The sequence below is a fragment of the Alicyclobacillus sp. SO9 genome, from assembly GCF_016406125.1.
GTDB lineage: Bacteria > Bacillota > Bacilli > Alicyclobacillales > Alicyclobacillaceae > SO9.
Genome location: NZ_CP066339.1, coordinates 777,668 through 799,455, shown reverse-complemented (window position 1 = coordinate 799,455; position 21,788 = coordinate 777,668). Strand labels below are relative to the sequence as shown.

At 49.5% G+C, this 21,788-nt stretch carries 23 protein-coding genes and 2 pseudogenes; 10 read left to right on the top strand and 15 right to left on the bottom strand.

Going from position 1 to position 21,788, the window contains the following annotated elements:
* Positions 1–32: 32 nt before the first annotated feature.
* Complete coding sequence (locus GI364_RS03500) at positions 33–248, bottom strand: hypothetical protein (RefSeq protein WP_198851253.1); 216 nt, start codon at positions 246–248, stop codon at positions 33–35.
* Between the two features lie 262 nt (positions 249–510).
* Between GI364_RS03500 and GI364_RS25310 the strand changes: the two genes are divergently transcribed.
* The 3 genes from GI364_RS25310 to GI364_RS03485 all read left to right on the top strand — a co-directional run bounded on the left by GI364_RS25310 (position 511) and on the right by GI364_RS03485 (position 1,716).
* Positions 511–894: a divalent metal cation transporter gene (locus tag GI364_RS25310; RefSeq protein WP_370541831.1), complete on the top strand. Its 384-nt coding sequence runs from the start codon at positions 511–513 to the stop codon at positions 892–894.
* Entirely contained in the window at positions 810–986 is a 177-nt protein-coding gene (locus GI364_RS03490) for a hypothetical protein (protein WP_198854204.1), read from the top strand. The genes GI364_RS25310 and GI364_RS03490 overlap by 85 nt, the downstream gene beginning before the upstream one ends.
* A 70-nt stretch (positions 987–1,056) precedes the next feature.
* The gene (locus GI364_RS03485) at positions 1,057–1,716 is read left to right on the top strand and encodes a divalent metal cation transporter (RefSeq protein WP_198852330.1); all 660 of its coding nucleotides are present in this window, start codon (positions 1,057–1,059) and stop codon (positions 1,714–1,716) included.
* Positions 1,717–1,832: 116 nt separating this feature from the next.
* Here GI364_RS03485 and GI364_RS03480 read toward each other — a convergent pair whose 3' ends face one another.
* Positions 1,833–2,054, bottom strand: a complete 222-nt coding sequence (locus GI364_RS03480) for a hypothetical protein (RefSeq protein ID WP_198852329.1) — start codon at positions 2,052–2,054, stop codon at positions 1,833–1,835.
* Positions 2,055–2,270: 216 nt separating this feature from the next.
* Between GI364_RS03480 and GI364_RS03475 the strand changes: the two genes are divergently transcribed.
* The gene (locus tag GI364_RS03475; RefSeq protein ID WP_198852328.1) at positions 2,271–2,444 is read left to right on the top strand and encodes a hypothetical protein; all 174 of its coding nucleotides are present in this window, start codon (positions 2,271–2,273) and stop codon (positions 2,442–2,444) included.
* 551 nt (positions 2,445–2,995) lie between these two features.
* Here the strand turns inward: GI364_RS03475 and GI364_RS03470 are convergent.
* Positions 2,996–3,241: a hypothetical protein gene (locus GI364_RS03470; protein WP_198852324.1), complete on the bottom strand. Its 246-nt coding sequence runs from the start codon at positions 3,239–3,241 to the stop codon at positions 2,996–2,998.
* Positions 3,242–3,405: 164 nt separating this feature from the next.
* A complete protein-coding gene (locus GI364_RS03465) occupies positions 3,406–3,627 on the bottom strand; it encodes an EAL domain-containing protein (protein ID WP_198852323.1) in 222 nt (73 codons plus the stop codon).
* 435 nt (positions 3,628–4,062) lie between these two features.
* Between GI364_RS03465 and GI364_RS25305 the strand changes: the two are divergent.
* From GI364_RS25305 to GI364_RS03445, 4 genes and pseudogenes are all read left to right on the top strand, one after another.
* Positions 4,063–4,231 (top strand): annotated as a pseudogene (locus tag GI364_RS25305) (hypothetical protein); the annotation flags it as partial.
* A 30-nt stretch (positions 4,232–4,261) separates the two neighbouring features.
* Positions 4,262–5,491 carry an MATE family efflux transporter gene (locus GI364_RS03455; protein ID WP_198852327.1) on the top strand — a complete coding sequence of 410 codons (1,230 nt, stop codon included), beginning with the start codon at positions 4,262–4,264 and terminating at the stop codon, positions 5,489–5,491.
* Between the two features lie 259 nt (positions 5,492–5,750).
* Positions 5,751–6,077 carry a hypothetical protein gene (locus GI364_RS03450; RefSeq protein ID WP_198852326.1) on the top strand — a complete coding sequence of 109 codons (327 nt, stop codon included), beginning with the start codon at positions 5,751–5,753 and terminating at the stop codon, positions 6,075–6,077.
* Positions 6,078–6,526: 449 nt separating this feature from the next.
* Complete coding sequence (locus GI364_RS03445; RefSeq protein WP_198852325.1) at positions 6,527–6,979, top strand: hypothetical protein; 453 nt, start codon at positions 6,527–6,529, stop codon at positions 6,977–6,979.
* Between the two features lie 551 nt (positions 6,980–7,530).
* On the opposite strand, the gene GI364_RS03440 is transcribed toward GI364_RS03445, so the two are convergent.
* From GI364_RS03440 to GI364_RS03410, 6 genes and pseudogenes are all read right to left on the bottom strand, one after another.
* The gene (locus tag GI364_RS03440; RefSeq protein WP_198852324.1) at positions 7,531–7,776 is read right to left on the bottom strand and encodes a hypothetical protein; all 246 of its coding nucleotides are present in this window, start codon (positions 7,774–7,776) and stop codon (positions 7,531–7,533) included.
* Between the two features lie 164 nt (positions 7,777–7,940).
* Positions 7,941–8,356 (bottom strand): annotated as a pseudogene (locus GI364_RS25300) (EAL domain-containing protein).
* A 97-nt stretch (positions 8,357–8,453) separates the two neighbouring features.
* Positions 8,454–9,644 carry a GGDEF domain-containing protein gene (locus GI364_RS03425; protein ID WP_198852322.1) on the bottom strand — a complete coding sequence of 397 codons (1,191 nt, stop codon included), beginning with the start codon at positions 9,642–9,644 and terminating at the stop codon, positions 8,454–8,456.
* 618 nt (positions 9,645–10,262) lie between these two features.
* On the bottom strand, positions 10,263–10,592 hold the full coding sequence (locus GI364_RS03420) for a hypothetical protein (protein ID WP_198852321.1): 330 nt from the start codon (positions 10,590–10,592) through the stop codon (positions 10,263–10,265).
* Positions 10,593–10,909: 317 nt separating this feature from the next.
* Positions 10,910–11,671 (bottom strand): replication-relaxation family protein, encoded by a 762-nt coding sequence (locus tag GI364_RS03415; protein WP_198852320.1) that lies wholly within the window; start codon positions 11,669–11,671, stop codon positions 10,910–10,912.
* 74 nt (positions 11,672–11,745) lie between these two features.
* The gene (locus tag GI364_RS03410) at positions 11,746–14,304 is read right to left on the bottom strand and encodes a type IV secretory system conjugative DNA transfer family protein (protein ID WP_198852319.1); all 2,559 of its coding nucleotides are present in this window, start codon (positions 14,302–14,304) and stop codon (positions 11,746–11,748) included.
* 440 nt (positions 14,305–14,744) lie between these two features.
* On the opposite strand from GI364_RS03410, the gene GI364_RS03405 reads away from it, so the two are divergent.
* Positions 14,745–15,995, top strand: a complete 1,251-nt coding sequence (locus GI364_RS03405; protein ID WP_198849677.1) for an IS110 family RNA-guided transposase — start codon at positions 14,745–14,747, stop codon at positions 15,993–15,995.
* Positions 15,996–16,185: 190 nt separating this feature from the next.
* On the opposite strand, the gene GI364_RS03400 is transcribed toward GI364_RS03405, so the two are convergent.
* Genes GI364_RS03400 through GI364_RS03380 form a run of 5 tightly spaced genes read right to left on the bottom strand, consistent with a single transcriptional unit; the run spans position 16,186 to position 20,085 of the window.
* Positions 16,186–17,277 (bottom strand): lytic transglycosylase domain-containing protein, encoded by a 1,092-nt coding sequence (locus tag GI364_RS03400; protein ID WP_198852318.1) that lies wholly within the window; start codon positions 17,275–17,277, stop codon positions 16,186–16,188.
* A complete protein-coding gene (locus tag GI364_RS03395; protein WP_198852317.1) occupies positions 17,274–17,933 on the bottom strand; it encodes an EAL domain-containing protein in 660 nt (219 codons plus the stop codon). Before GI364_RS03395 ends, GI364_RS03400 begins: the two co-directional genes overlap by 4 nt.
* Positions 17,934–17,947: 14 nt before the next feature.
* A complete protein-coding gene (locus tag GI364_RS03390) occupies positions 17,948–19,021 on the bottom strand; it encodes a ParM/StbA family protein (protein ID WP_198852316.1) in 1,074 nt (357 codons plus the stop codon).
* A 12-nt stretch (positions 19,022–19,033) separates the two neighbouring features.
* Positions 19,034–19,234: a hypothetical protein gene (locus tag GI364_RS03385; protein ID WP_198852315.1), complete on the bottom strand. Its 201-nt coding sequence runs from the start codon at positions 19,232–19,234 to the stop codon at positions 19,034–19,036.
* Entirely contained in the window at positions 19,231–20,085 is an 855-nt protein-coding gene (locus GI364_RS03380) for a type II secretion system F family protein (protein WP_198852314.1), read from the bottom strand. The genes GI364_RS03385 and GI364_RS03380 overlap by 4 nt, the downstream gene beginning before the upstream one ends.
* A 440-nt stretch (positions 20,086–20,525) precedes the next feature.
* Between GI364_RS03380 and GI364_RS03375 the strand changes: the two genes are divergently transcribed.
* Complete coding sequence (locus GI364_RS03375; RefSeq protein ID WP_198849677.1) at positions 20,526–21,776, top strand: IS110 family RNA-guided transposase; 1,251 nt, start codon at positions 20,526–20,528, stop codon at positions 21,774–21,776.
* The last annotated feature ends 12 nt before the right edge of the window (positions 21,777–21,788 follow it).

Genomic DNA, 21,788 nt, shown 5'->3' with positions numbered 1-21,788 from the left:
CGGCAACTCCCGGCTTTCATGTGTGAAAATTCTTAGTGAATGCTCTGTTTAACCATGTATAGGTGGTCAACAAGGGCCTTAACTGCGGCCAAGGTGATATAAATGTCTATAAGTCCTGCAAACAAAACAATCAAAATCAACCATGAATAATGCGGGTCCGTTCGAACGGCCTCTTGCATACGCTTGGAAATATGAGCAAATACCAAGCTGCTCATGGCACTCGCAGAAAACAGAAGCCATGCCAACATTTTTCTCGCCGTCCCATGCGGATGACCTTATTGTGTGATTATTATTATCCAATGAAGGAATAAATACACATTTTCTTTGAGGTAAAACGAAAGGCATAGAAAGCACAAGAAGTAGATGCGATTTGTGCAGGTATCCAGAGTTGGGGATTTCGGTGTCAATTGCAAACTTGCTTCAGGAGTACATGACACCTTAGTTACTCCTGGAAAACGGAGGATTGCGACTATTTAATGTTCTGTTGATGAAATTTACGGTAAGACCGAGATGTTACGGAAGAACAACCCATTAGCAAACATACATAAACTGGATCGCTTATTCCGGTTTTCTGTTCCATTGCTACACAGACCCCTCATTGGCATGACGGCTACCGGTAGTTTTCGCCGCTGGGAGCGATTTATGTATGTGATGGTTATCGCCAATTTTCTGGTCATACCTCTTGTACTCATGACCCATCCAACTGCTCGCCCAGTAGTTACAGGTTTTTTGCAACCGGGAGTGCATGGTGGGTTCACCTCGGACGCACTGCTTCTCATCATTGGTATGGTGGGGACGACAGTGGCACCGTGGCAGTTGTTTTTTCAGCAATCAAACGTGATCGACAAGAGGCTGACACCCGGTGGTTGTCTTATGAGCGGTTCGATACAGTAATTGGTTCTGTTGTTGTGGTGGTTGCAGCAACTGCACTCATCGTAACGACTGCATTTGCATTCCAGGGAACCACCTGGCTGGACAATTTGTGAATGCCGGCACTGTGATTGCTGGATTGTCGCTGCATGTTGGAGTGGTGGCCGGTGATTTGTTTGCAATCATTTGCTGAATGCATCCTTGATTGGCGCTGCGGCAGTTACCCTATCGACTTCGTATGCGTTTGGTGATGTGTTTGGTACAAAACATTCATTGCACCGGAACATCAAGGAAGGCTGGAGCTTTTACGTGGTGTACGGCATCATCATTTTGGTTTCCGCTGGCATCGTCGTCATCCCACATGCTCCGCTTGGGCTTATCACAACTGGAGTACAAGCTTTGGCAGGCATTCTGCTCCCAAGCGCGACCGTGTTTTTGTTACTTCTGTGCAATGACAAAGCTGTTTTAGGACCTTGGGTTAATCGTCCGTGGTTGAATATCATCGGTAGTGTAATTGTCGGTGTGTTGGTTGTACTTTCGTTGATTTTAGCCATTGCAACGTTCTTTCCGAGTGTCAACGTCCAGGTATTAAGCCTTGTTTCAGCTGGCGTACTATTCGTTGGGCTTGTGGCAGCTGGCCTAGTATGGTATCGGAGGCGTTCACCAGTCAAACCGATGTACGGAGAAGAAGACCGGCACACTTGGCGAATGCCTCCGCTTGGCAAACTGCCGAAGGTAATATGGTCTCCGACACAAAAGCTCGCCATGGCGACCCTTCGTGGTTATCTGGTGATAGCAGTCATTATGCTTGTCGTAAAGATTGTTCAACTATCCATTGGAGGTTAACCAGTGCGTGAGCGGCACAACCGAATGCAATATACGATGTGGGCTCACACCTGGTCCTTGCTGGGTGTGAGCCCGTTTGTAATGTTATGAGGCGCAAGGGTTTGCGTATCGTCAACTTACCTTTTTCGGTTTCCGAACATCACTACCAGCATAAAAATGGTGGATAAAACAGCGACCCCAGCGGAAGCGCCAAGCAGGATGTCAAAAGTACGTTCTGAGATTTTTCCCCTAAGGTCAATCGCAGTTATCCAAAGGTTATCCATCCGAAATGTACACCAAGAAAAATCAAGCGTTGTGTCCGAGTCATCCATGAACACCCACTTGTCTGACGAACTCATAATGACGCCTCTCATTGTGAATCATCATGGTCTCCATTACTATCCGTATTATTCTCATTTTCGTCACCCCAGAATCTCTACTCCCATGCGGAACATTTCCATTTTGTATACACCGTACCGACATACTTATCGTGCAAAAATATTGGCTTATATCCAGTAGTTGCAAGCTTTTCTACGTTTGCATTACGCCAGCACGTTAGAAGCGGGATTGTTGTATTGGTAAGTTCTCTGTTGTTAACATTGGCTGAAGCCGTCGGCGTAGTACTGCAGTACGTTCATTATGAACATGGGTGGAATCTGGGGTGGACGTTTGTTTCTTATATGCTGGCAATGCTGATTGTCATTGGATACATTCGATTAGTGAGCCTTACATCGTTGCGTCATGGTTAGCTTGATATCTTGCTTAAGCACTTGGGTTGTGACATGAAAATTCTCGACCATCATGTGGCACACACTCATCCCGCCTGAACTTAGACCGCAAACCTACCCCTGACATGCGGTGTAACGGTGTTGTGAGGAGTTCGGCACAACTTAGCCATGGCTGATGGGGGAATACGGTACAGCAGTTAGGCTGTAAACCTCTGATGAAGTGCGACTTTAGGGTGTTGGTAATCATGTAGTGTGAATCCCCCTATCATGGATTGTAAGTGCAGCCCACCATGACGAATCCAGCGAAAAATGGGCTTATCTGTTGAGCCTTTCATCCTAGTAGCATAACGAACAGAATATACATACGGTAGCCTATGCCAAAGGCGTTGCCTGTTTTGAGGAACGAGCCGAATAGGCTGAGACGATGACAGGTGACTGTGAACCAAGGCCGCAGTGGCGTCAAATAAAGTAATTGAGGAGGATGAACTCCGATAACAGCGCTAACTGGACGATGTGTATTACTCCAGACAATTGGAACATGGCAAACATCACCCACTGACCTCCGCTTGGAACTACGGTCTCACCCAGTGAGACAGCTTCATGTCCTCTCGACGCATGATCAGAGATATCAGATGATCCACCTCCCGGCTCTTCTCAATGAACATCTCGCTCTGAATCGGTCTATTTTCAATGAGGTTCAACCGATACATAGAGAACCTCTTTGCTTCCAGTGAGATTTCAAGTTCATCCAGCTCATTCACATTCTTGGGTTTACTCCAAAAAAATCCTTGACTCATCGAAATACCCGCTCTACTCACCGCAATTAAATCCTCCTTACACTCCACCCCCTCCGCAATCACTCGTCCACCATCACCCATATAGTCCACTAATGCAGAAAGTACTCTTTGCTTCGGGTTGACGTTGCCACACGTGAATCAACTGCTGATCTACTTTGATAAAATCCGGATTCAAATTGCTATTGCTATGAGTGATGAACTGCCGTTCCGACATCATCCAATGCAATTTTCACACCCAACTCCCGCAATATCTGAATCTTGTCCACCAACTCTTCAGAATCATAGGGTACAATTTCTGTAATCTCCAGAGTTAGTTGTTCCTCAGGAAGGCCGGTATCTCGAAGCAAACTTCGTAAGTCTCCAACAAAGCAAGGGTCAACAACGTTGATGGCAGTACATTTACCCATAATTCGAGGCTCTTCTTACTGAACCTGATACCAGAACATCTCGACAGCACGTCGGTAGAGCTACATTATCCGCTGCATATGACATTCCACTTTCTGCCGCTCTGCGAAAAAAACCTTCCGGATTCAAATCTTTGCGCCACCACGGACGCGACAGCGCTCATATCCTATCACCTTCTCGCTCAAATGATCCACGATAGGCTGATACCGGGAAACGACACAATCATGTCGGAGGCTTTGTACAACATCCGTTTTTTAACTTTATAGGTATTTAATGGGTTTTTAGGGAGGTTATACCCCCCCCCCCCCCCCCCCCCGTAGGGGGTTATTTACATTTATAGATTTATATGTATTTTTACTTCCGTTCACTTTCTTCTCCATTCCGCTCTCTCTCCTTATCCCCATTGGCGCTCTTGCCATGATTTTGTATGGTATGCTACTCGCCAAGAATTTTCATTTGGAAAGACGTACGCCGCTTATGGCGGGATATTTATAGCAATGGCTGTGTTTTGGGGATGGTTTGTTGACAAACGCACGCCTGATCACTGAATGGATTGGTGCTGTAGTGTGCTTGGCAGGTGTATTGGTTATGCTCGTCAAGAGATGACTGTGTTGATACATGGAAAGGAAGATGGAATTGAGTGTTGTCACGACAATTCCGCGACAAGCCCAGCGGGTGTTCCAAATCGCACTGCCTGCTATTTGTGAATCGTATCTGCAGAATTTACTAGGGGTAGTCGATACGTTCTTCATTGCCAAATTAGGACTAATTTCCATTGACGCCGTTGGCGTGACCAACGTCTACAGTGCCAAGTACATCGGAGTATTTACGGCCGTCTCGGCAGCACTTTCCGTGTACCTATCGCGCGCCGTTGGTGCGAAGAATCTTGAACGTGGTCGTTCAGTGATATGGCACGGATTTGTTATCGCGTTAATCATCGGACTCATTGTATCCGTGATTTCGTTTTTGTTCGCGATACCACTCTTACATATCATGGGTACGCGAGGGACGTTGCAAGCGACGGCGCTACCATATTTCATGATTGTTCTCGGGATCTCACCCTTAATTGCATTTTTTACTGCTCAATCTGCTGCGTTTCGGGCTCTTGGTCTAACGAAAGTTCCACTTCGTGTGGGACTGGAGATGAACGTCTTGCACGTCATCCTCGATTACGTGTTGATTTTCGGAGTTGGGTCCTTCCATGGTTTGGGACTTGAGGGAGCAGCCATCGCGATGGTGATTGCTCGCTTGTATGCACTGATTCGCCTATGGGTTAAGTCGCGGCGCGTGGAAGCACTCACATTGCATGGGTCCGACTTGACGCTCTCGGGATCATTGAGTTGGAGCATGATCAAGTTCGCCGTGCCCGCCGCATTAGAACGTCTATCCATGCGTCTTGGTCAAGTTGTTTATTTCGGTCTCATCGTGCGCATGGGTGTTGACGTCTATGCAACACATAACATCGCTGGCACGCTCACCACATTTGGTTTCACTATCGGAAATGGATTCGCGGTAGCGGCAACCGCTACGATTGGGCAAGCGATCGGAGGCGGCAATGAATCGGATGTCAGGATATATCGCCGTTGGAGCTATATCGAATCAGCAGTTTCCATGACGGCAGTGGCGATCTTGTTATGTCTATTCAGCCCGTGGATTGGACTGCTGTTTACTCATAATCAACACGTCATTCATCTGTTGTTTATCATCCTGGCAATCGATATCTTCTCCCAGCCATTCCTGGCTGCTGTTTTGGTCGACACTTCTGCAATTCAAGCTGGCGGAAACAGTAGGTTCCCGATGATAACCACAATGATAGGTATTTGGGTGATTCGAACACTCGGGTTTACGTTTTCGCCTGGCGTTTAGGATTTGGCTTACCCGCTGTGTGGGTAAGCATCGCATGCGACAATGCACTCCGTGCAGGATTGTTCTTGTGGTATCGCAGAACTCGGAACTGGGTGCAGAAATTAGCATGATACCGAGACGCCAGTTCAGCACCCTACTGTTGTTAGCTTAAAATTCATTAGAAAATTTATTGCGCATAAGGGGGCGTTAGCGCAAGATCGGCCGTCACACAAATACGAATGAATATGCGGAACGCGGTGTATATATACCGTGTTTCTTCATGTTTCAGGGAACTCTTAGAGTAGGAAAAGCTTGCATTCACGTTCCAATAAATGTCTTAGCGTATATTTTCGTTAAAATGTCGGCGGTACCCCTGTTAGTCACTGCGTGGATGGATTTGGTTCGTGATGAAATGGCGAATAAATCCATTAAGAAGACGCTTACCATTCCAAAATGGCTAAACGATGCTGCAGAGAACCAAAAATTGAACTTCTCACAACTGCTTCAATATGCTATTAAAGAACGCCTAGGTGTCACGGAACCTGAACGACCTATGTCTACGCCCTCCGATGAAATCTCTGCAACTTTGGAAGGGCAGTCCCTTTGATGGGCTGCCCTTATTTTTAACAAGATAACCAATTCTGAACAATGCATTCCCTCACGAATATTTTGGCTCTTCATGACAGTATGACTGTGCTAGAAGACATTTGAATGAAGCTCTCGATATTAAAACGACAGCGCATACCAGGGTCAGAACTTACGGGAGTGCAAAGATATCGACTACTTGGCTTCAGCCTTGAGGGGAAAGTCCATCTAGGAGACCCTCGCAGTATTAATCACAAAGACTGACTTTGGTAGCCGCTTTATCTCATGGTACATACCTAACCTGTGCCTTGGGGTCAATTTGTAAAACCAAATAACTCTTACGGAACGACCTACAACTCCCTTTTTATGTAGTTAAAGCGTGTTAATGGGCGTATTTAATAAACTATAAATTGAATAAACCACTAATGCACAAGGGAATAAATACAAAAAACAAATGTAAGAGGTATTATAATGTTCTTCTTATGGATCGGAGGTTTTCTTATCCCATGGATTGCAGGCATCTGTCTGTGGAAATGGGATAAAGACGCAATCTGGCTAACGACTCCAGTTGCAATTGCTGTAGCTTGTGTGATTAATGAACTTGGATTTGCACTAGACTTCTGGTCGACCACACTAGCGGTCAACCCTGAAACTTTATTTGCATTACCTGTAAATATTGGCTTATATCCAGTAGTTGCAAGCTTTTCTACGTTTGCATTACGCCAGCACGTTAGAAGCGGGATTGTTGTATTGGTAAGTTCTCTGTTGTTAACATTGGCTGAAGCCGTCGGCGTAGTACTGCAGTACGTTCATTATGAACATGGGTGGAATCTGGGGTGGACGTTTGTTTCTTATATGCTGGCAATGCTGATTGTCATTGGATACATTCGATTAGTGAGCCTTACATCGTTGCGTCATGGTTAGCTTGATATCTTGCTTAAGCACTTGGGTTGTGACATGAAAATTCTCGACCATCATGTGGCACACACTCATCCCGCCTGAACTTAGACCGCAAACCTACCCCTGACATGCGGTGTAACGGTGTTGTGAGGAGTTCGGCACAACTTAGCCATGGCTGATGGGGGAATACGGTACAGCAGTTAGGCTGTAAACCTCTGATGAAGTGCGACTTTAGGGTGTTGGTAATCATGTAGTGTGAATCCCCCTATCATGGATTGTAAGTGCAGCCCACCATGACGAATCCAGCGAAAAATGGGCTTATCTGTTGAGCCTTTCATCCTAGTAGCATAACGAACAGAATATACATACGGTAGCCTATGCCAAAGGCGTTGCCTGTTTTGAGGAACGAGCCGAATAGGCTGAGACGATGACAGGTGACTGTGAACCAAGGCCGCAGTGGCGTCAAATAAAGTAATTGAGGAGGATGAACTCCGATAACAGCGCTAACTGGACGATGTGTATTACTCCAGACAATTGGAACATGGCAAACATCAACCCACTGACCTCCGCTTGAACTACGGTCTCACCCAGTGAGACAGCTTCATGTCCTCTCGACGCATGATCAGAGATATCAGATGATCCACCTCCCGGCTCTTCTCAATGAACATCTCGCTCTGAATCGGTCTATTTTCAATGAGGTTCAACCGATACATAGAGAACCTCTTTGCTTCCAGTGAGATTTCAAGTTCATCCAGCTCATTCACATTCTTGGGTTTACTCCAAAAAAATCCTTGACTCATCGAAATACCCGCTCTACTCACCGCAATTAAATCCTCCTTACACTCCACCCCCTCCGCAATCACTCGTCCACCATCACCCATATAGTCCACTAATGCAGAAAGTACTCTTTGCTTCGGGTTGACGTTGCCACACGTGAATCAACTGCTGATCTACTTTGATAAAATCCGGATTCAAATTGCTATTGCTATGAGTGATGAACTGCCGTTCCGACATCATCCAATGCAATTTTCACACCCAACTCCCGCAATATCTGAATCTTGTCCACCAACTCTTCAGAATCATAGGGTACAATTTCTGTAATCTCCAGAGTTAGTTGTTCCTCAGGAAGGCCGGTATCTCGAAGCAAACTTCGTAAGTCTCCAACAAAGCAAGGGTCAACAACGTTGATGGCAGTACATTTACCCATAATTCGAGGCTCTTCTTACTGAACCCTGATACCAGAACATCTCGACAGCACGTCGGTAGAGCTACATTATCCGCTGCATATGACATTCCACTTTCTGCCGCTCTGCGAAAAAAACCTTCCGGATTCAAATCTTTGCGCCACCACGGACGCGACAGCGCCTCATATCCTATCACCTTCTCGCTCAAATGATCCACGATAGGCTGATACCGGGAAACGACACAATCATGTCGGAGGCTTTGTACAACATCCCGTTTTTTAACTTTATAGGTATTTAATGGGTTTTTAGGGAGGTTATACCCCCCCCCCCCCCCCCCCCCGTAGGGGGTTATTTACATTTATAGATTTATATGTATTTTTACTTCCGTTCACTTTCTTCTCCATTCCGCTCTCTCTCCTTATCCCTCCGTCTTCCAAACGTTGCATTTTCTCCATCATTCCTCTTTTTTCGACATTTCTTAATTCGATCCTCCTCTCCTCGGGAGTTATAAAAAACGGTTGCCTATCCGTTTCGGATACCTGTGATGAACGCTTCGCCACATACAATCGCTCATCCGCCGCTTCATAACAAGTCGCCAAGTCATCCTTTGTCTCATTTATTGCACCGCCAACACTCACCGATAGCCCTTCTGTCTTTTCCACGATGCCTTCTTGAAGGCGCTTAAGTTCTCCCTCCAAGTCTCGCTCATCAATCAGCAATACTACAGCAAACTCATCCCCGCCATAACGTGCTGCAATGCCCTTTTCAGCTACCGCGTCGTGAAGGATGCGCCCAACCCGTTTCAGGGCCATATCGCCTGCGGGGTGACCTTGTGTGTCATTGATCTGTTTAAAGTCGTCTAAATCAATTAAGGCGAATAGAACGTGACAGCCGAGTTTGTCAGCCTCGTCCTGAATCTGGAGAAACTTTTCCTCAAAGCCACGACGATTATATAAGCCTGTCAATGCATCTCGTCGACCTACCTCCTCCGCCTGCTGGAGACGTCCGATAGATTCGATTCCCGATGAAATATATGCGGCCACAGCATCCATGAACAGCATCGCGGCTTGCTCTGGTAGAGATTTGAGCGACTTGCCCGTTGCCGCCACAATCATGCCGGAGCGGCGTTTTTCAATCATGAGCGGCCAAATTCCAATTCGATGAACGGGGTCACGTCGCTCTATAGCTCTCCAGGCTCGTGGCATACTAGACAAAGGTACCCACCTTCTCGTCGTTGGGAACGAAGTTCCAATTTCACTGCAAGCAAGCGACATCAATTCTTCAGGTACATACGTCTCTTGGAACATTCCCCAAGGCACACAAACGTGCCTGTCCTTCACTGACCGCTCTTGGTTCTGAGAAAAGCAGTAGACGAAGAATCCCGAGTCAATCTCAGTGTAACGTCGCAACTTCCCCCCCACTTCCCTAAGAAAATCTAACTCGCTGGAAACTTGAGGCCCTTCAGTCAACCTGCTAAAGAATTCGCGAAACCCATTGTACGTCACCCCTATCCCTCCGAAGCCCATTATCCACTATATTCGCAGCTGTCCAAACCTGCACCTTCTACGTGTTTACCATGGCCTACACACACCCGTGAAAAAGAACGGCTGGAATGCACAGGTGTATTTCCTTCATTATTCTACTTCATCTAGTTATTTTCACCAAATTTGCAGATCCACCCCAGTTGACTTGTGGGCAATAGTGACAGCACTTGCCTGTGATTTGGGACCCTAGAGTCCTTAACCCGAGATCAAAATACTTCATTCCCTCGCCATCAGATACGTCGCACCTCTGACACCTTCTATCCTGGTAGCACGACGAACAGGATGCATAGCTGTAGCAAGCGCCGCAGGCGTCCCGCGTTTTGAGGAACGATCCAAATAGGCTGAGGCGATGACAGGTGGGCTGTGAACCAGAGCGACAGTGGAGGCAGACGAAGCAGCAATGGCGAGTGACGAAAAATAGGGTAGCGGAAGCTACCAAGTCTATTGAGAGATCGCAAGCGGGGCGCGGGATGTGGAGGAGTATCGTTGCCCGTGCAATGACCTATGTGATACCCCATGTATTGTCCTATGCTAAAACCCACGTATTGTTTGACAATGAAGGAGTGCAGTAAGATATAGCTAGACGTTCAGCAAATCATAAACAGACGCAGCAACGTCGTCGGCCAAAGGGTCTGTTTCAACAGGGGCAGGAGATGCCAACTGGGTCTCATGGGGCAACTCAGGCTTGTTATCGGCCAACCCAGTCTTAATGAGAGCTCGTATTTCGTCCAGACGTGTCATGACCTGGTCAAGCTGTGCAGAACTCTGGGACTCCTGAGATGCGAAATAGTGAATGAGAGCTGCGGTGATAACGCGTTGTGAAACTCCGCTCTCAAGGCGTTCCATGATGGTTTGGTGCAGGCTCCTTTTTAATCGCACTGAATATACTTTCTCCTCTGGAATGTCCATGAATACCCCTCCGTGGTATTTTGTAAACACGAAAATGCCTTGATGTATAAGGTGAAATTGAATCAAAAACAGTTATGTGTAAACAAGGTGTGTTTACAGCCCGAAAGGTTGATAGCAAGGCAAAATCAGCCCATTGTCAAAGCGTTTTGTAAACAAAACTTGTAAACAGTAAAAAGCCGCGATACGGAAAGGATTATCGGGGTTTTTCGAACGTTTGTAAACAAGAGGGTATAGGATGATAGAATTTTGTTTACAAAAGCATATAAACAAGTCTCTAAGCCCGCGTGAATACAGGAAATGTCCCTGTTTACAGATAGTTAGTGACTGGATTCCAACCACTTGGTATCTTGTCCTTCTACAAAAAACAAGTGCTGCATTCCATCGCCCCATCCATGAACCCTGGTCATCGCTTTAAACACACGCTCCAGATAGTCTTTCCTTCGCTCAGAGCCGGTGACCCATAGCACTGTGCGCATCTTCTTCCCTCGTTCCTGGGATAATTGCCAATAGGCTAAGAATTTTTGTTCCAATTTCGCCGGAGATTCTGTGTTATTGTCATATTCAATCCAAACAGGGTCACTTTTGCGGATACGAATAGAAGCATCTGGACGAATAGGTCGTCCTCGATAGATACTGCTGCGATTTCCCAACCGTCGTTGCAACTCTATATCTTCAGCTAATTCTCTCGTAGAAAGCCATTCAATGTTTTCTCTACCAAACGCTTCTACAGCACGAACAAGCACATTATTAGTTCCGATGTAGTGGCTTAACTGGCCTTCAGGCGCTGTCTGGACACGATGATTCTCATAACCGAGCATTTCATACACGTATCGCACTCCGACCATACTCAAGGCGTATGCTACGCCTTGTTTACCACCTACCAAGACAATTTTTTGAATCGGCACATCTGACGTCAAGCGATGAGCTCTTTCACGACATCGTCGAATTTTTCTTAATGAAAATTTACTAACCACCATAATCTGTTCTCGTGTCATAATACCGCCATCAAAAAGTATGCCAAGAAGTTGTTCTTCCGGCTTAAATTGCGTTGCCAAAGTCGATGACCATTCTAATATCATTACTATCCCCCTCGTACAAGATGAAACTCTTTCATCCATGAGCCCTTGCATGACATAATAGCCGGTCAAAACACCTAGCTTCTACACACATCCTCAGAGGTCTCACCATCATCATGTTCTTGTACTGTTTGCAGTGCTGTCCCTTCGGTCAAATACTCATCCAGTTCTTTATCCACATCTGGAGCAGCCTTCGTATCCCGCTTTTGAAGTTCTTCCGCTTTTTGCATAGTCCATGCCAACACTTCTCGTTCGTCTTGCTCCGCCTCGTAGGTATCTCCAAAACGAGCGGGGCGACCATCAGGCATGTACTTTACCGGAGGCGGCGCTTGTACTTCAAAGCTTCTCGGATCGTCATTAATCTGCGTATACACAGCCACCGTCCTCTTAGGTAGTCCTTGCAGATATGCTGCATCAAAGTGTCGGTTGGTGAGCCCGCTCACAACACCCGCTCCTGTGGCCCCCTGAGAGCAAGAAAACACGTTGCCTCCAATCTCTGTTATAGATTGGCGCACTTCGTCAATCAACTGATCTACGTACTGTGTACTCAGACCCAAGCTCAGACCAAATTTTCTGCATTCCGCAATGATTTTGCCGAGGCGTGGAATTTGCACCAGATGAGCTTCGTCAATTTTCAGAAGATGAGTCTTGGGGTGAAATTCGCGAGTCTTTGCCACTTTGTAGTACTGGTTGATTAATAACCCCACCCCCAGCCGCATGCGCTCCTCACTAACCCCCAACACATCCCAAAAAATGATGTGTCCCTCCTCCATGTATCTACGGATATCCGGCGTAAAGTCCTGCTGTCCAAACATCCGGCGCATGGTCTTGTTCGAAATGAAAGGACTCAGCCGATTCATGAGAGGGCCAATGGAAGATTTCGCTGCCTCAAATTCATTCTCCCAAAACATGCGGACCACCGGGTCTTTGACATGACGAAGCACCCGTGTTCGCCACCGTTCGTCCTGAAACAGGGGGGTCAGTCCGGCTACACTGTGACTTCGACTTTCATCCTCCAACAGTGTCCTCAACCCGTTTCGTAGGATTCGGTCCAGCTGTGGCGTGTTTCCGCCATAGGCAAACTTCATGAGGCTCATAGCCTCGTCGGCTAGGTCATCCGGATCCTCATTCGGACGCCTGTGCAATAGATTCAGCCCGATTGGATAGTCCGTTGAGGACAAACTGAAATAATGAATTTTAGACCATTGTTCTGGAGTCAAGTTGTAGTTTAATAGCCGACTCATGAGAATCACGATGGTTTCTCTCGCAGGGTCAATAAGGCTGAATCCAGGTGCGTTGGGATTCTTTAGACGCTCTTGTATGAGTGAATCACACATTTCTGTCAATACGGAGGATTTTCCGCTCCCGGTTTTCCCACTCAAAATGTATTGTTCCGTAAACTGTTTCAGTGGCAACGCCACCTGCCGTCCACTTTGAGTTGGATGCCGCAAGACGCCCAATGTTACTCCTTCGGTGAGTTCACCCTCTTTGAGCGTCTTGGCATGCTGCCGAACGGCTGGAATGAACTGAAACACGCTAGATTTAGAATCCGGCAGATGCCATAAGCACGCGGCTTCTTCCGTCGTCACCAACATCTCCTGACCTCTCGGTGGAGGCCCCTGCCGGATGCTTTCCACTGCCCGCTTGCCGCGAAATCGCCAGTTCTCTATGACAGACTGATGGCCACTCCAGCCAACAAAGCCACCGAGCATGGCCTGAATGCGTGCCTTGCCGATAGATTTCAAGTGCTGCTCCCTCCCGTCGTCCGGGTCCGCACATACGCCAAGACGGATCCACGTATGAAAGGCATGTTCCGTTCCCGTGTATCGCTTGTGGACCGACTGCACCTGATTCTGCACCGACGCTTCGAGTTCATTCCATTTTGGCCCCTGTGCTGCTTTGTTTTGTTGAAGAAGCCCTCGCTGACGAAGCTTCCCGTCAGAAAGTTCATTCAACACCTCCTGGCCGAACTTCATTCCCGCATCCATCAGACCCGCAGCTGAAGATGCCTCCGTCCTCGACAAACGAGGATTCAAGGCCTGCTCCGCTTTTCGAACGGCTCCTCTCAACGCCCGGTCCGAGGCGGGTGACATCACAATGTCTAGGACGGTTTCCTCTGTAGCCTGCTCTTGACCGGCCCCCATCCCATAGAGGATCGCGGGCAGCGGGTCCCCGCTTCTCAGCGTGGACAGGGGCAAGCCTGCAGCTTCCCCGCGTTTCGCCAGTTGTAACAGGCTGCCCGTATGCACCCGCTGTAAGAAATCCAACGCTTCCGGATTCACTTCCAACGCCTCCAGGCTGGGAAAGGCAGCATGAAAGGCCGCATTGAATCCCTGCACCCGGTCGGTTGGCACCGCAAGATACCATGCAACGTCTCCCGTTGAAGTCTTATGAAAGACGCTTCTGAACATACTTTGTCCCTTGCGCAAAGCCACCACATCCGGGCGGCGAAACTGCCACAGTTGATGTAAAAATTGCACGGTCTCTGCTACCTTTAGCTGATGGTCTGCCTTCGGCAACACTCGAAAGTACTGCCAGCTCTCACTGATGGCAGTATGAATCTTTCGTGTATACCACCGTTCTATAGAAACCACCGCTGCGAAAGCCGGAATCAATAACATCCAGAACCAAGTCATCGTTGTCCCTCCCTTGTATATTAAGAACAGCTGCTGAATTGGTTTACGTAAAACCATAATGTAGTTGCTCTATTAAATTTCTGTTCCTTGAAAACCTAATCAAATGTTGATAGACCTTTCTGTGACAAAGTGAGTGTTTACGACCTCGGGCTGATCTTGGGAAAATAGCCGTAGGTGTCTACCAAGGGAATGTTCCTATCCCTCCCGTTGCCCCTCATCTGAGGGTGTCTTCCGAGGAAAGATTGTTCCCCTGGCCCCATGGAATAGACCTACACGCTGACTGTTTCCCGGTCCGTCATCCCTCCTGCCAGCAGAAGGAGGCTCGTGCACCGATGACGTCTGGTGTATTCCAATAGCTCGCAAGGCTGTCGTTCATGGGTTTCCCAGGGTCATCCCGAGGTCGCAGGCATCTGCATCCCAACCTGAAGGAGGTGATTATATTGACTTCCTCCTTGTTTGTCGGAATTGATGTAGGCAGCCAAGAGAACGTGGTTTGCTGCTTAACACAGGACGATGAGAAACGACCTGTGAGTCGATTCACCGTTACCAACAATCGTCCTGGGATTTTAGAGTTTCAGGATCGTATCTCCAAGCTGGCAAAACAGAAACAGGCTGAAGAGATTCTCTTTGGTCTCGAACATACTGGATGCTACTCAACCCATGCCGCCATGTATCTGCAACGTCATTTGGACTTTGGTGTTCAGCGTAGGGTCTACGTCTTTAACCCCAGTCTTATCAGGGAGTTTAAGAAATCCCATTACCTGAGTGCCCCCAAGAACGATAGAGTAGATGCCTGGTTTATCGCAGCTAAGCTTCGGACAGGCCTTCTCCCGCATCCCTTTACCTGGAGCGAGCCGCTCATGGCGTTGCAGCGCTTGACGCGAGCCCGCTACCACCTGATGCAGGATCTGTCTAGAGAGAGCAACTTCCTCATGACGAACTTGTATCTCAAGTTCAGTGACTACAGCAGCACAGGTCCCTTTAAGAGAAACAAGCTCTCGGCAACTTCCATTGCTGTCATGGAGGAATTCGAATCCGTTGAGGAACTCTGTGAGATGCCCCTTGAGCGTCTCATTGAATTCCTTGTGGCACATGGCAAGAACCGATTCGAAAATCCTGAGGTCGTTGCTAAAGTGCTACAGAAGGCTGCTCGCTCCTCGTACCGGCTACCCCAGTCGATGTCGGACTCGGTCAATCTCGCAATGGCTTCTAGTATTCGCGTGATTCGAACGGTACAAGAGCAACTGAAGGCACTACGCAAAGGAATTGAGGACCACTTGGCGACGATCCCGCAAACCCTTGATTCCATTCCCGGTATCGGTCCCATTCTTGCTTCCGGCATTGTAGCTGAGCTGGATGTAAGCCAGTTTAAGAGCCACGCGGAAGCCGCTAAACACGCCGGGCTCGCTTGGACCGTTCACCAGTCCGGGAAATTCACAGCCAACCGAACTCGACTGATTCATTCTGGCAACCGCTACCTCAAGTACTACATGGTTGAAGCGGCAAACAGTGTCCGGGTGCACGACCCTGTTTTCGCCGAGTACTATGCCAAGAAGAGAGCGGAGCCAAAGGAATTTGCCGAGGGACGTACCCTTGCGCTTACAGCCCGGAAACTGATGCGAGTGGTCTTCTATCTGCTAAAGACCAACCGACTTTACACTCCGGAAGGAGGGGTCCGACAACGCGCATAAACTTACCGCGATCGACCTCTATCCACCAGTTCCTAGGTTTTTCACCATATTTTAAAAATCTAGGTAGGGTGGGCTTAGTTGAGTATTGCTAATTTTGGCACCACGTCCAACGTAGTAGCAATTCGACAAATATTATGTCACCTTAGGGCCTTGACATCGTACCGCTGCTCTTATCTGGATACGCACTCTGTCATGAAATCCTTATCCATGTAGGCAAGCTCCCGCCCACGACAGACAGCGGGTCCACATTGCCGGTGATGACGAGCTTCTTCGTGGTCGTAAATCCAATCAACTGGCCAGCGCTCACTGTCCCCGTCGTGGCCCAGGCCACAAGGCCCCCGGAAAAGGTCAGGGAAATCAGCCCAACCCCGTTTTGCCACTGGAGGGTATCTCCGGAAGGCTTGTACGTCACGGTGAGCGTACCCGCGGTAGGCGCATAAATGGGTGCCCAGGCTTGGGTCGACAGCGTCAGACGCGTAGGTTGCTGGTCTACAACAGCAGTACCTTTTTTGCCACCAATAAACCAATCTGCCGCAGGTCCCGTTTTCTCAGCAGGCGGTACAAACCCGGCCATATCCCGCATCACAGCACGCACATACGCCTGTGTCTCCGCGCCATACCAGTAGCTGGCCAGTTTCCAGTTGTGGCCATACCCTTGATAGAGATGACGCAAATAGTGCGCGGCTGCCATGGCAGCATCGGCAGGGTCATAGACACTGGCTGTGCCGTTCCCGTCCGCATCCACCCCATAGCCCCCGTAATGAGCAATGCGTGCCGGATTTGTATCAAACTCGTCCAATGCCGTGAGGGGATCGCCAAACCCGTTCCAGGTACCCGGTTCAAATTGCATCATGCCGCTGGCGTGGGTGCCGGAACCGTGATTCACCGCTTTGGGATTGAACCGGGACTCCACCTTGGCTTCGGCAGCTAGGAACGGTAAGGGCACACGGTACTTCTGTGCTGCATGCTCCAGAGCAGGCAAGACGTGGGTGGGGATGACCCCCGGTTTGACGGATGTGGGCAGCCCCGTGGCACTGACGGTCTGCTGCACATTTACGCCTTCCAGACTCATCGTCACAAGAAAAATGGTGGCTGGCAGCATCATGGATATGTAGAGCGCAGCGACCCCCAACGCGATCGCGATTTGCGGGTGCTCCACTGCAAAAAGCAGTACCCGACCAAGCGGATACTGCTTCACTGCCCTCCTGACAGCTGGAGCGTTTTTCACTTGATGTACCGCAGCTCGAAGGCTGGACAGATTCAAATTCAGATGCAGGTTCATGTCACCGCAGCCCTTTGCAATGCATGAGGCACATCGTAGTAATAGCCTTGTGCAAGCCGTACACCCAAATCTGAGATGACCTGTGCTTGTTTTGCAGTCTCGATGCCTTCCGCAATGAGGTGTATCCCCGCACGTTCACAAAAACTCACCATCCCGGCGACCACGCTGGGCCTCTCCGCCACATTGGCACAAATCCTCCGGTCGAGCTTCAGGTACTCGGGGTGGAGCACCTCAATCCGGGGCAGGTTGGACCAGGCACGACCATAGTCATCAATGGCGACCTGCATCCCCTCCCGGCGAAACGGTTCCAGATACGTGGCCACCTCTTCGATGGGATGCTGAAACTGGACGGCTTCAGTCACCTCCAGTACCACACGGGACAAATCCACATGCGGTGGGAAGGTCAATGCTTTCATGTCCAGGGTCGGCACTTCTACGTTAAGAAAGAGTAACTCCCTGTGAACATACGAACCCAGACTGGCGGCACGAGCCTGGTTGTCCAATTGCACCACGCTGTCTGTTCTTCGAGCCTCTGCAAAGAGGTCTCCAGGACCCACCCGCGTGCGGCCTATCCGTCCCCGTATCATCGCTTCATACCCGATGACCTGAGCCGAAGTGACTTCCACAATGCCTTGAAATACTGGAATGAGTTCCATCAGTCTCTCCTTTCTCACGCTATCCGAATTTTGTCCTGAGACCTGGCAGTTGCTTTTCGTTCCAGCATTTCTCCCACAATCCGATACCCTTCTGCGTTGGCGAATTGGGGGTTGTCGACCACCCTCACATTGTTCCACGTACTTTTGCAGGGCTGCTCGACCAAAGGCGCGTTGCGCCCTGCCAGGAACACGGTACTGACCCGACCTGCGTTGTCCCCAAACCGGGCACGAATCCGGTCCATGATGGTTTGCCCCAGCCGTTCCCGCGCCTGGTCCAATTCCCGTTTGGCATTCACTTCTTTCCCGTCGTACCAAAGCTGCCCCTCATACGTCCATTGGTCCTGCACCGACGCAGGACACTGGGCACCGGCTTTCTCCTGAAACACACGCAGCATGGTCTGGGCCAAGTTGTCCCCGCCCAGGTTCAGGCTGAAGGACAGGTGATCGACTGGGCGAAACTTTGGCTTCGTTTCAAAGGTCACGACATCTGTGGTCTTGTGGCCAGACTCAATCACGACCACCAGTCCACCACTTTGCAGGACCTCCTTATCTCTCGGCTTCCCGTTCTCATCCAGCACTGCTGCGTACGCGGCCCCATACCCCTGCATGAAGACGGTGACTCGGTCAAACTTCACAGGGACCCAGCCCGTATTTTTGCCCGGAATCCGCACCTTGGCATCCAACTTTCTCAGGTTCTCCTCCAGCTTCGCCTTTTGTGTCTTGTAATGACTCATGGGCAGACCCGTGACCAGATGCACCGGCCCTGCGTCCTTTCCTGGCCACAGCACCGCGCTGGCTGCGCACAGCAATACCTGTGTCAGAGGATGGTCAATTTTGTTTTCATCCATGGTATAGGTGACATCCGTCGATTCTCTTCTAGCCAGCTCTCCGATGAAGTAAGAGTCGGATGTGCCGCCGCGTTCAATATCCACCTGGATGTCATCTGGATGATTCGTACCAAACAGACCGCCAGAGAGCACGCGCTCCAAACTCGATCCAATCAGGGATTGACAGAGAAATTTCTCCTCTGAACCTGTGACGACCCCTTTGGTAAACCCATATCCCAAATCAATACCCAGTACGGCCATGTTCACGCCCCCCTATGAAAGTAACCCTGTTATTTTTGTCCACAGCAGCGTCAAAAACTGGGATGCATAGTTCTGAATGATGGGCCATACCACGTAGGCCAGGGCCACCACCAGAATGCCGCCCACGATAAACCACACCGTGTCGACAGCCTCCCCCGAATACACTTCGTCATTGACAGATTTCAGCACCCACTTGCGAATCCTGTTTCTCATCCGAGTAATCCTCCCTTTCCAATCATGTGCAGTGTCCCAGCGACGGCAAAGGTCATCATAACGCCGACCACGACAAGGACCAAGAGAAAGATGGCCCCCCCTTGCGCCATCTTCAGGCGACTCATTCTGGCTTCCAGGTAGTTTTGGATGTGTTTGTACTCGTCGTCAATCTGTCGGTTCAACTCCTTCAACAGTTCTTGAGACGTCTTCTCTTCTCCCAGTTCCAACGCCAGGGCAAACACATCCAATTCCGGAATGCCGTATTCATCTCTCAGTCCCTGCATGGCAATTTTCATGCTTTGGTCCAACCGAGTCAGATGTTTGCGAAATGTGTCCCCAAATTCGCCAATGGCTGCATCGCCTACCGATTGCAGGGCGTCGGGAATGTGTGCGCCATCGAGTAACTTCATCCGAAACATGCGCTTCATGGCCCGAATTTGCGTCTGTGCATCCAGCCGCCGCTGCTTCGCCTTGGAACGCAGCAGCAACCAAGGCAATGCCATGAAGGCGATGGAGAGCAACAGTCCACTGAAGCGACTCCCGCGAAGCATCAGGGGCGGCCAGGTCACCAGGATGACCCCCAGTTCCACCAGCACCCAGTCGGGGGCCTCCAACCCATAGGGCCTCCCTGCCATCCGGACCATATGGTTCAATCGGTGCAACAGGGGATAGGGGATCCCGGCCTCCATCATGCGAACCAGCCCCTTGTACACGCGCTTTCTGTTTTGTTGCGCTGCCTTGCTGCGTCCTCCTTGAAGCTTGTACCAGGCAACCCCCACATCCGGGAAGGCATAATACAGCACCCCCAAGCCAAAGCACATCACGACGATACTCACACCCAGTCCAATCATGTTGTACCCCTCCTTGTATATTAAGAACAGCTGCTGAATTGGTTTACGTAAAACCATAATGTAGTTGCTCTATTAAATTTCTGTTCCTTGAAAACCTAATCAAATGTTGATAGACCTTTCTGTGACAAAGTGAGTGTTTACGACCTCGGGCTGATCTTGGGAAAATAGCCGTAGGTGTCTACCAAGGGAATGTTCCTATCCCTCCCGTTGCCCCTCATCTGAGGGTGTCTTCCGAGGAAAGATTGTTCCCCTGGCCCCATGGAATAGACCTACACGCTGACTGTTTCCCGGTCCGTCATCCCTCCTGCCAGCAGAAGGAGGCTCGTGCACCGATGACGTCTGGTGTATTCCAATAGCTCGCAAGGCTGTCGTTCATGGGTTTCCCAGGGTCATCCCGAGGTCGCAGGCATCTGCATCCCAACCTGAAGGAGGTGATTATATTGACTTCCTCCTTGTTTGTCGGAATTGATGTAGGCAGCCAAGAGAACGTGGTTTGCTGCTTAACACAGGACGATGAGAAACGACCTGTGAGTCGATTCACCGTTACCAACAATCGTCCTGGGATTTTAGAGTTTCAGGATCGTATCTCCAAGCTGGCAAAACAGAAACAGGCTGAAGAGATTCTCTTTGGTCTCGAACATACTGGATGCTACTCAACCCATGCCGCCATGTATCTGCAACGTCATTTGGACTTTGGTGTTCAGCGTAGGGTCTACGTCTTTAACCCCAGTCTTATCAGGGAGTTTAAGAAATCCCATTACCTGAGTGCCCCCAAGAACGATAGAGTAGATGCCTGGTTTATCGCAGCTAAGCTTCGGACAGGCCTTCTCCCGCATCCCTTTACCTGGAGCGAGCCGCTCATGGCGTTGCAGCGCTTGACGCGAGCCCGCTACCACCTGATGCAGGATCTGTCTAGAGAGAGCAACTTCCTCATGACGAACTTGTATCTCAAGTTCAGTGACTACAGCAGCACAGGTCCCTTTAAGAGAAACAAGCTCTCGGCAACTTCCATTGCTGTCATGGAGGAATTCGAATCCGTTGAGGAACTCTGTGAGATGCCCCTTGAGCGTCTCATTGAATTCCTTGTGGCACATGGCAAGAACCGATTCGAAAATCCTGAGGTCGTTGCTAAAGTGCTACAGAAGGCTGCTCGCTCCTCGTACCGGCTACCCCAGTCGATGTCGGACTCGGTCAATCTCGCAATGGCTTCTAGTATTCGCGTGATTCGAACGGTACAAGAGCAACTGAAGGCACTACGCAAAGGAATTGAGGACCACTTGGCGACGATCCCGCAAACCCTTGATTCCATTCCCGGTATCGGTCCCATTCTTGCTTCCGGCATTGTAGCTGAGCTGGATGTAAGCCAGTTTAAGAGCCACGCGGAAGCCGCTAAACACGCCGGGCTCGCTTGGACCGTTCACCAGTCCGGGAAATTCACAGCCAACCGAACTCGACTGATTCATTCTGGCAACCGCTACCTCAAGTACTACATGGTTGAAGCGGCAAACAGTGTCCGGGTGCACGACCCTGTTTTCGCCGAGTACTATGCCAAGAAGAGAGCGGAGCCAAAGGAATTTGCCGAGGGACGTACCCTTGCGCTTACAGCCCGGAAACTGATGCGAGTGGTCTTCTATCTGCTAAAGACCAACCGACTTTACACTCCGGAAGGAGGGGTCCGACAACGCGCATAAACTTACCGCGAT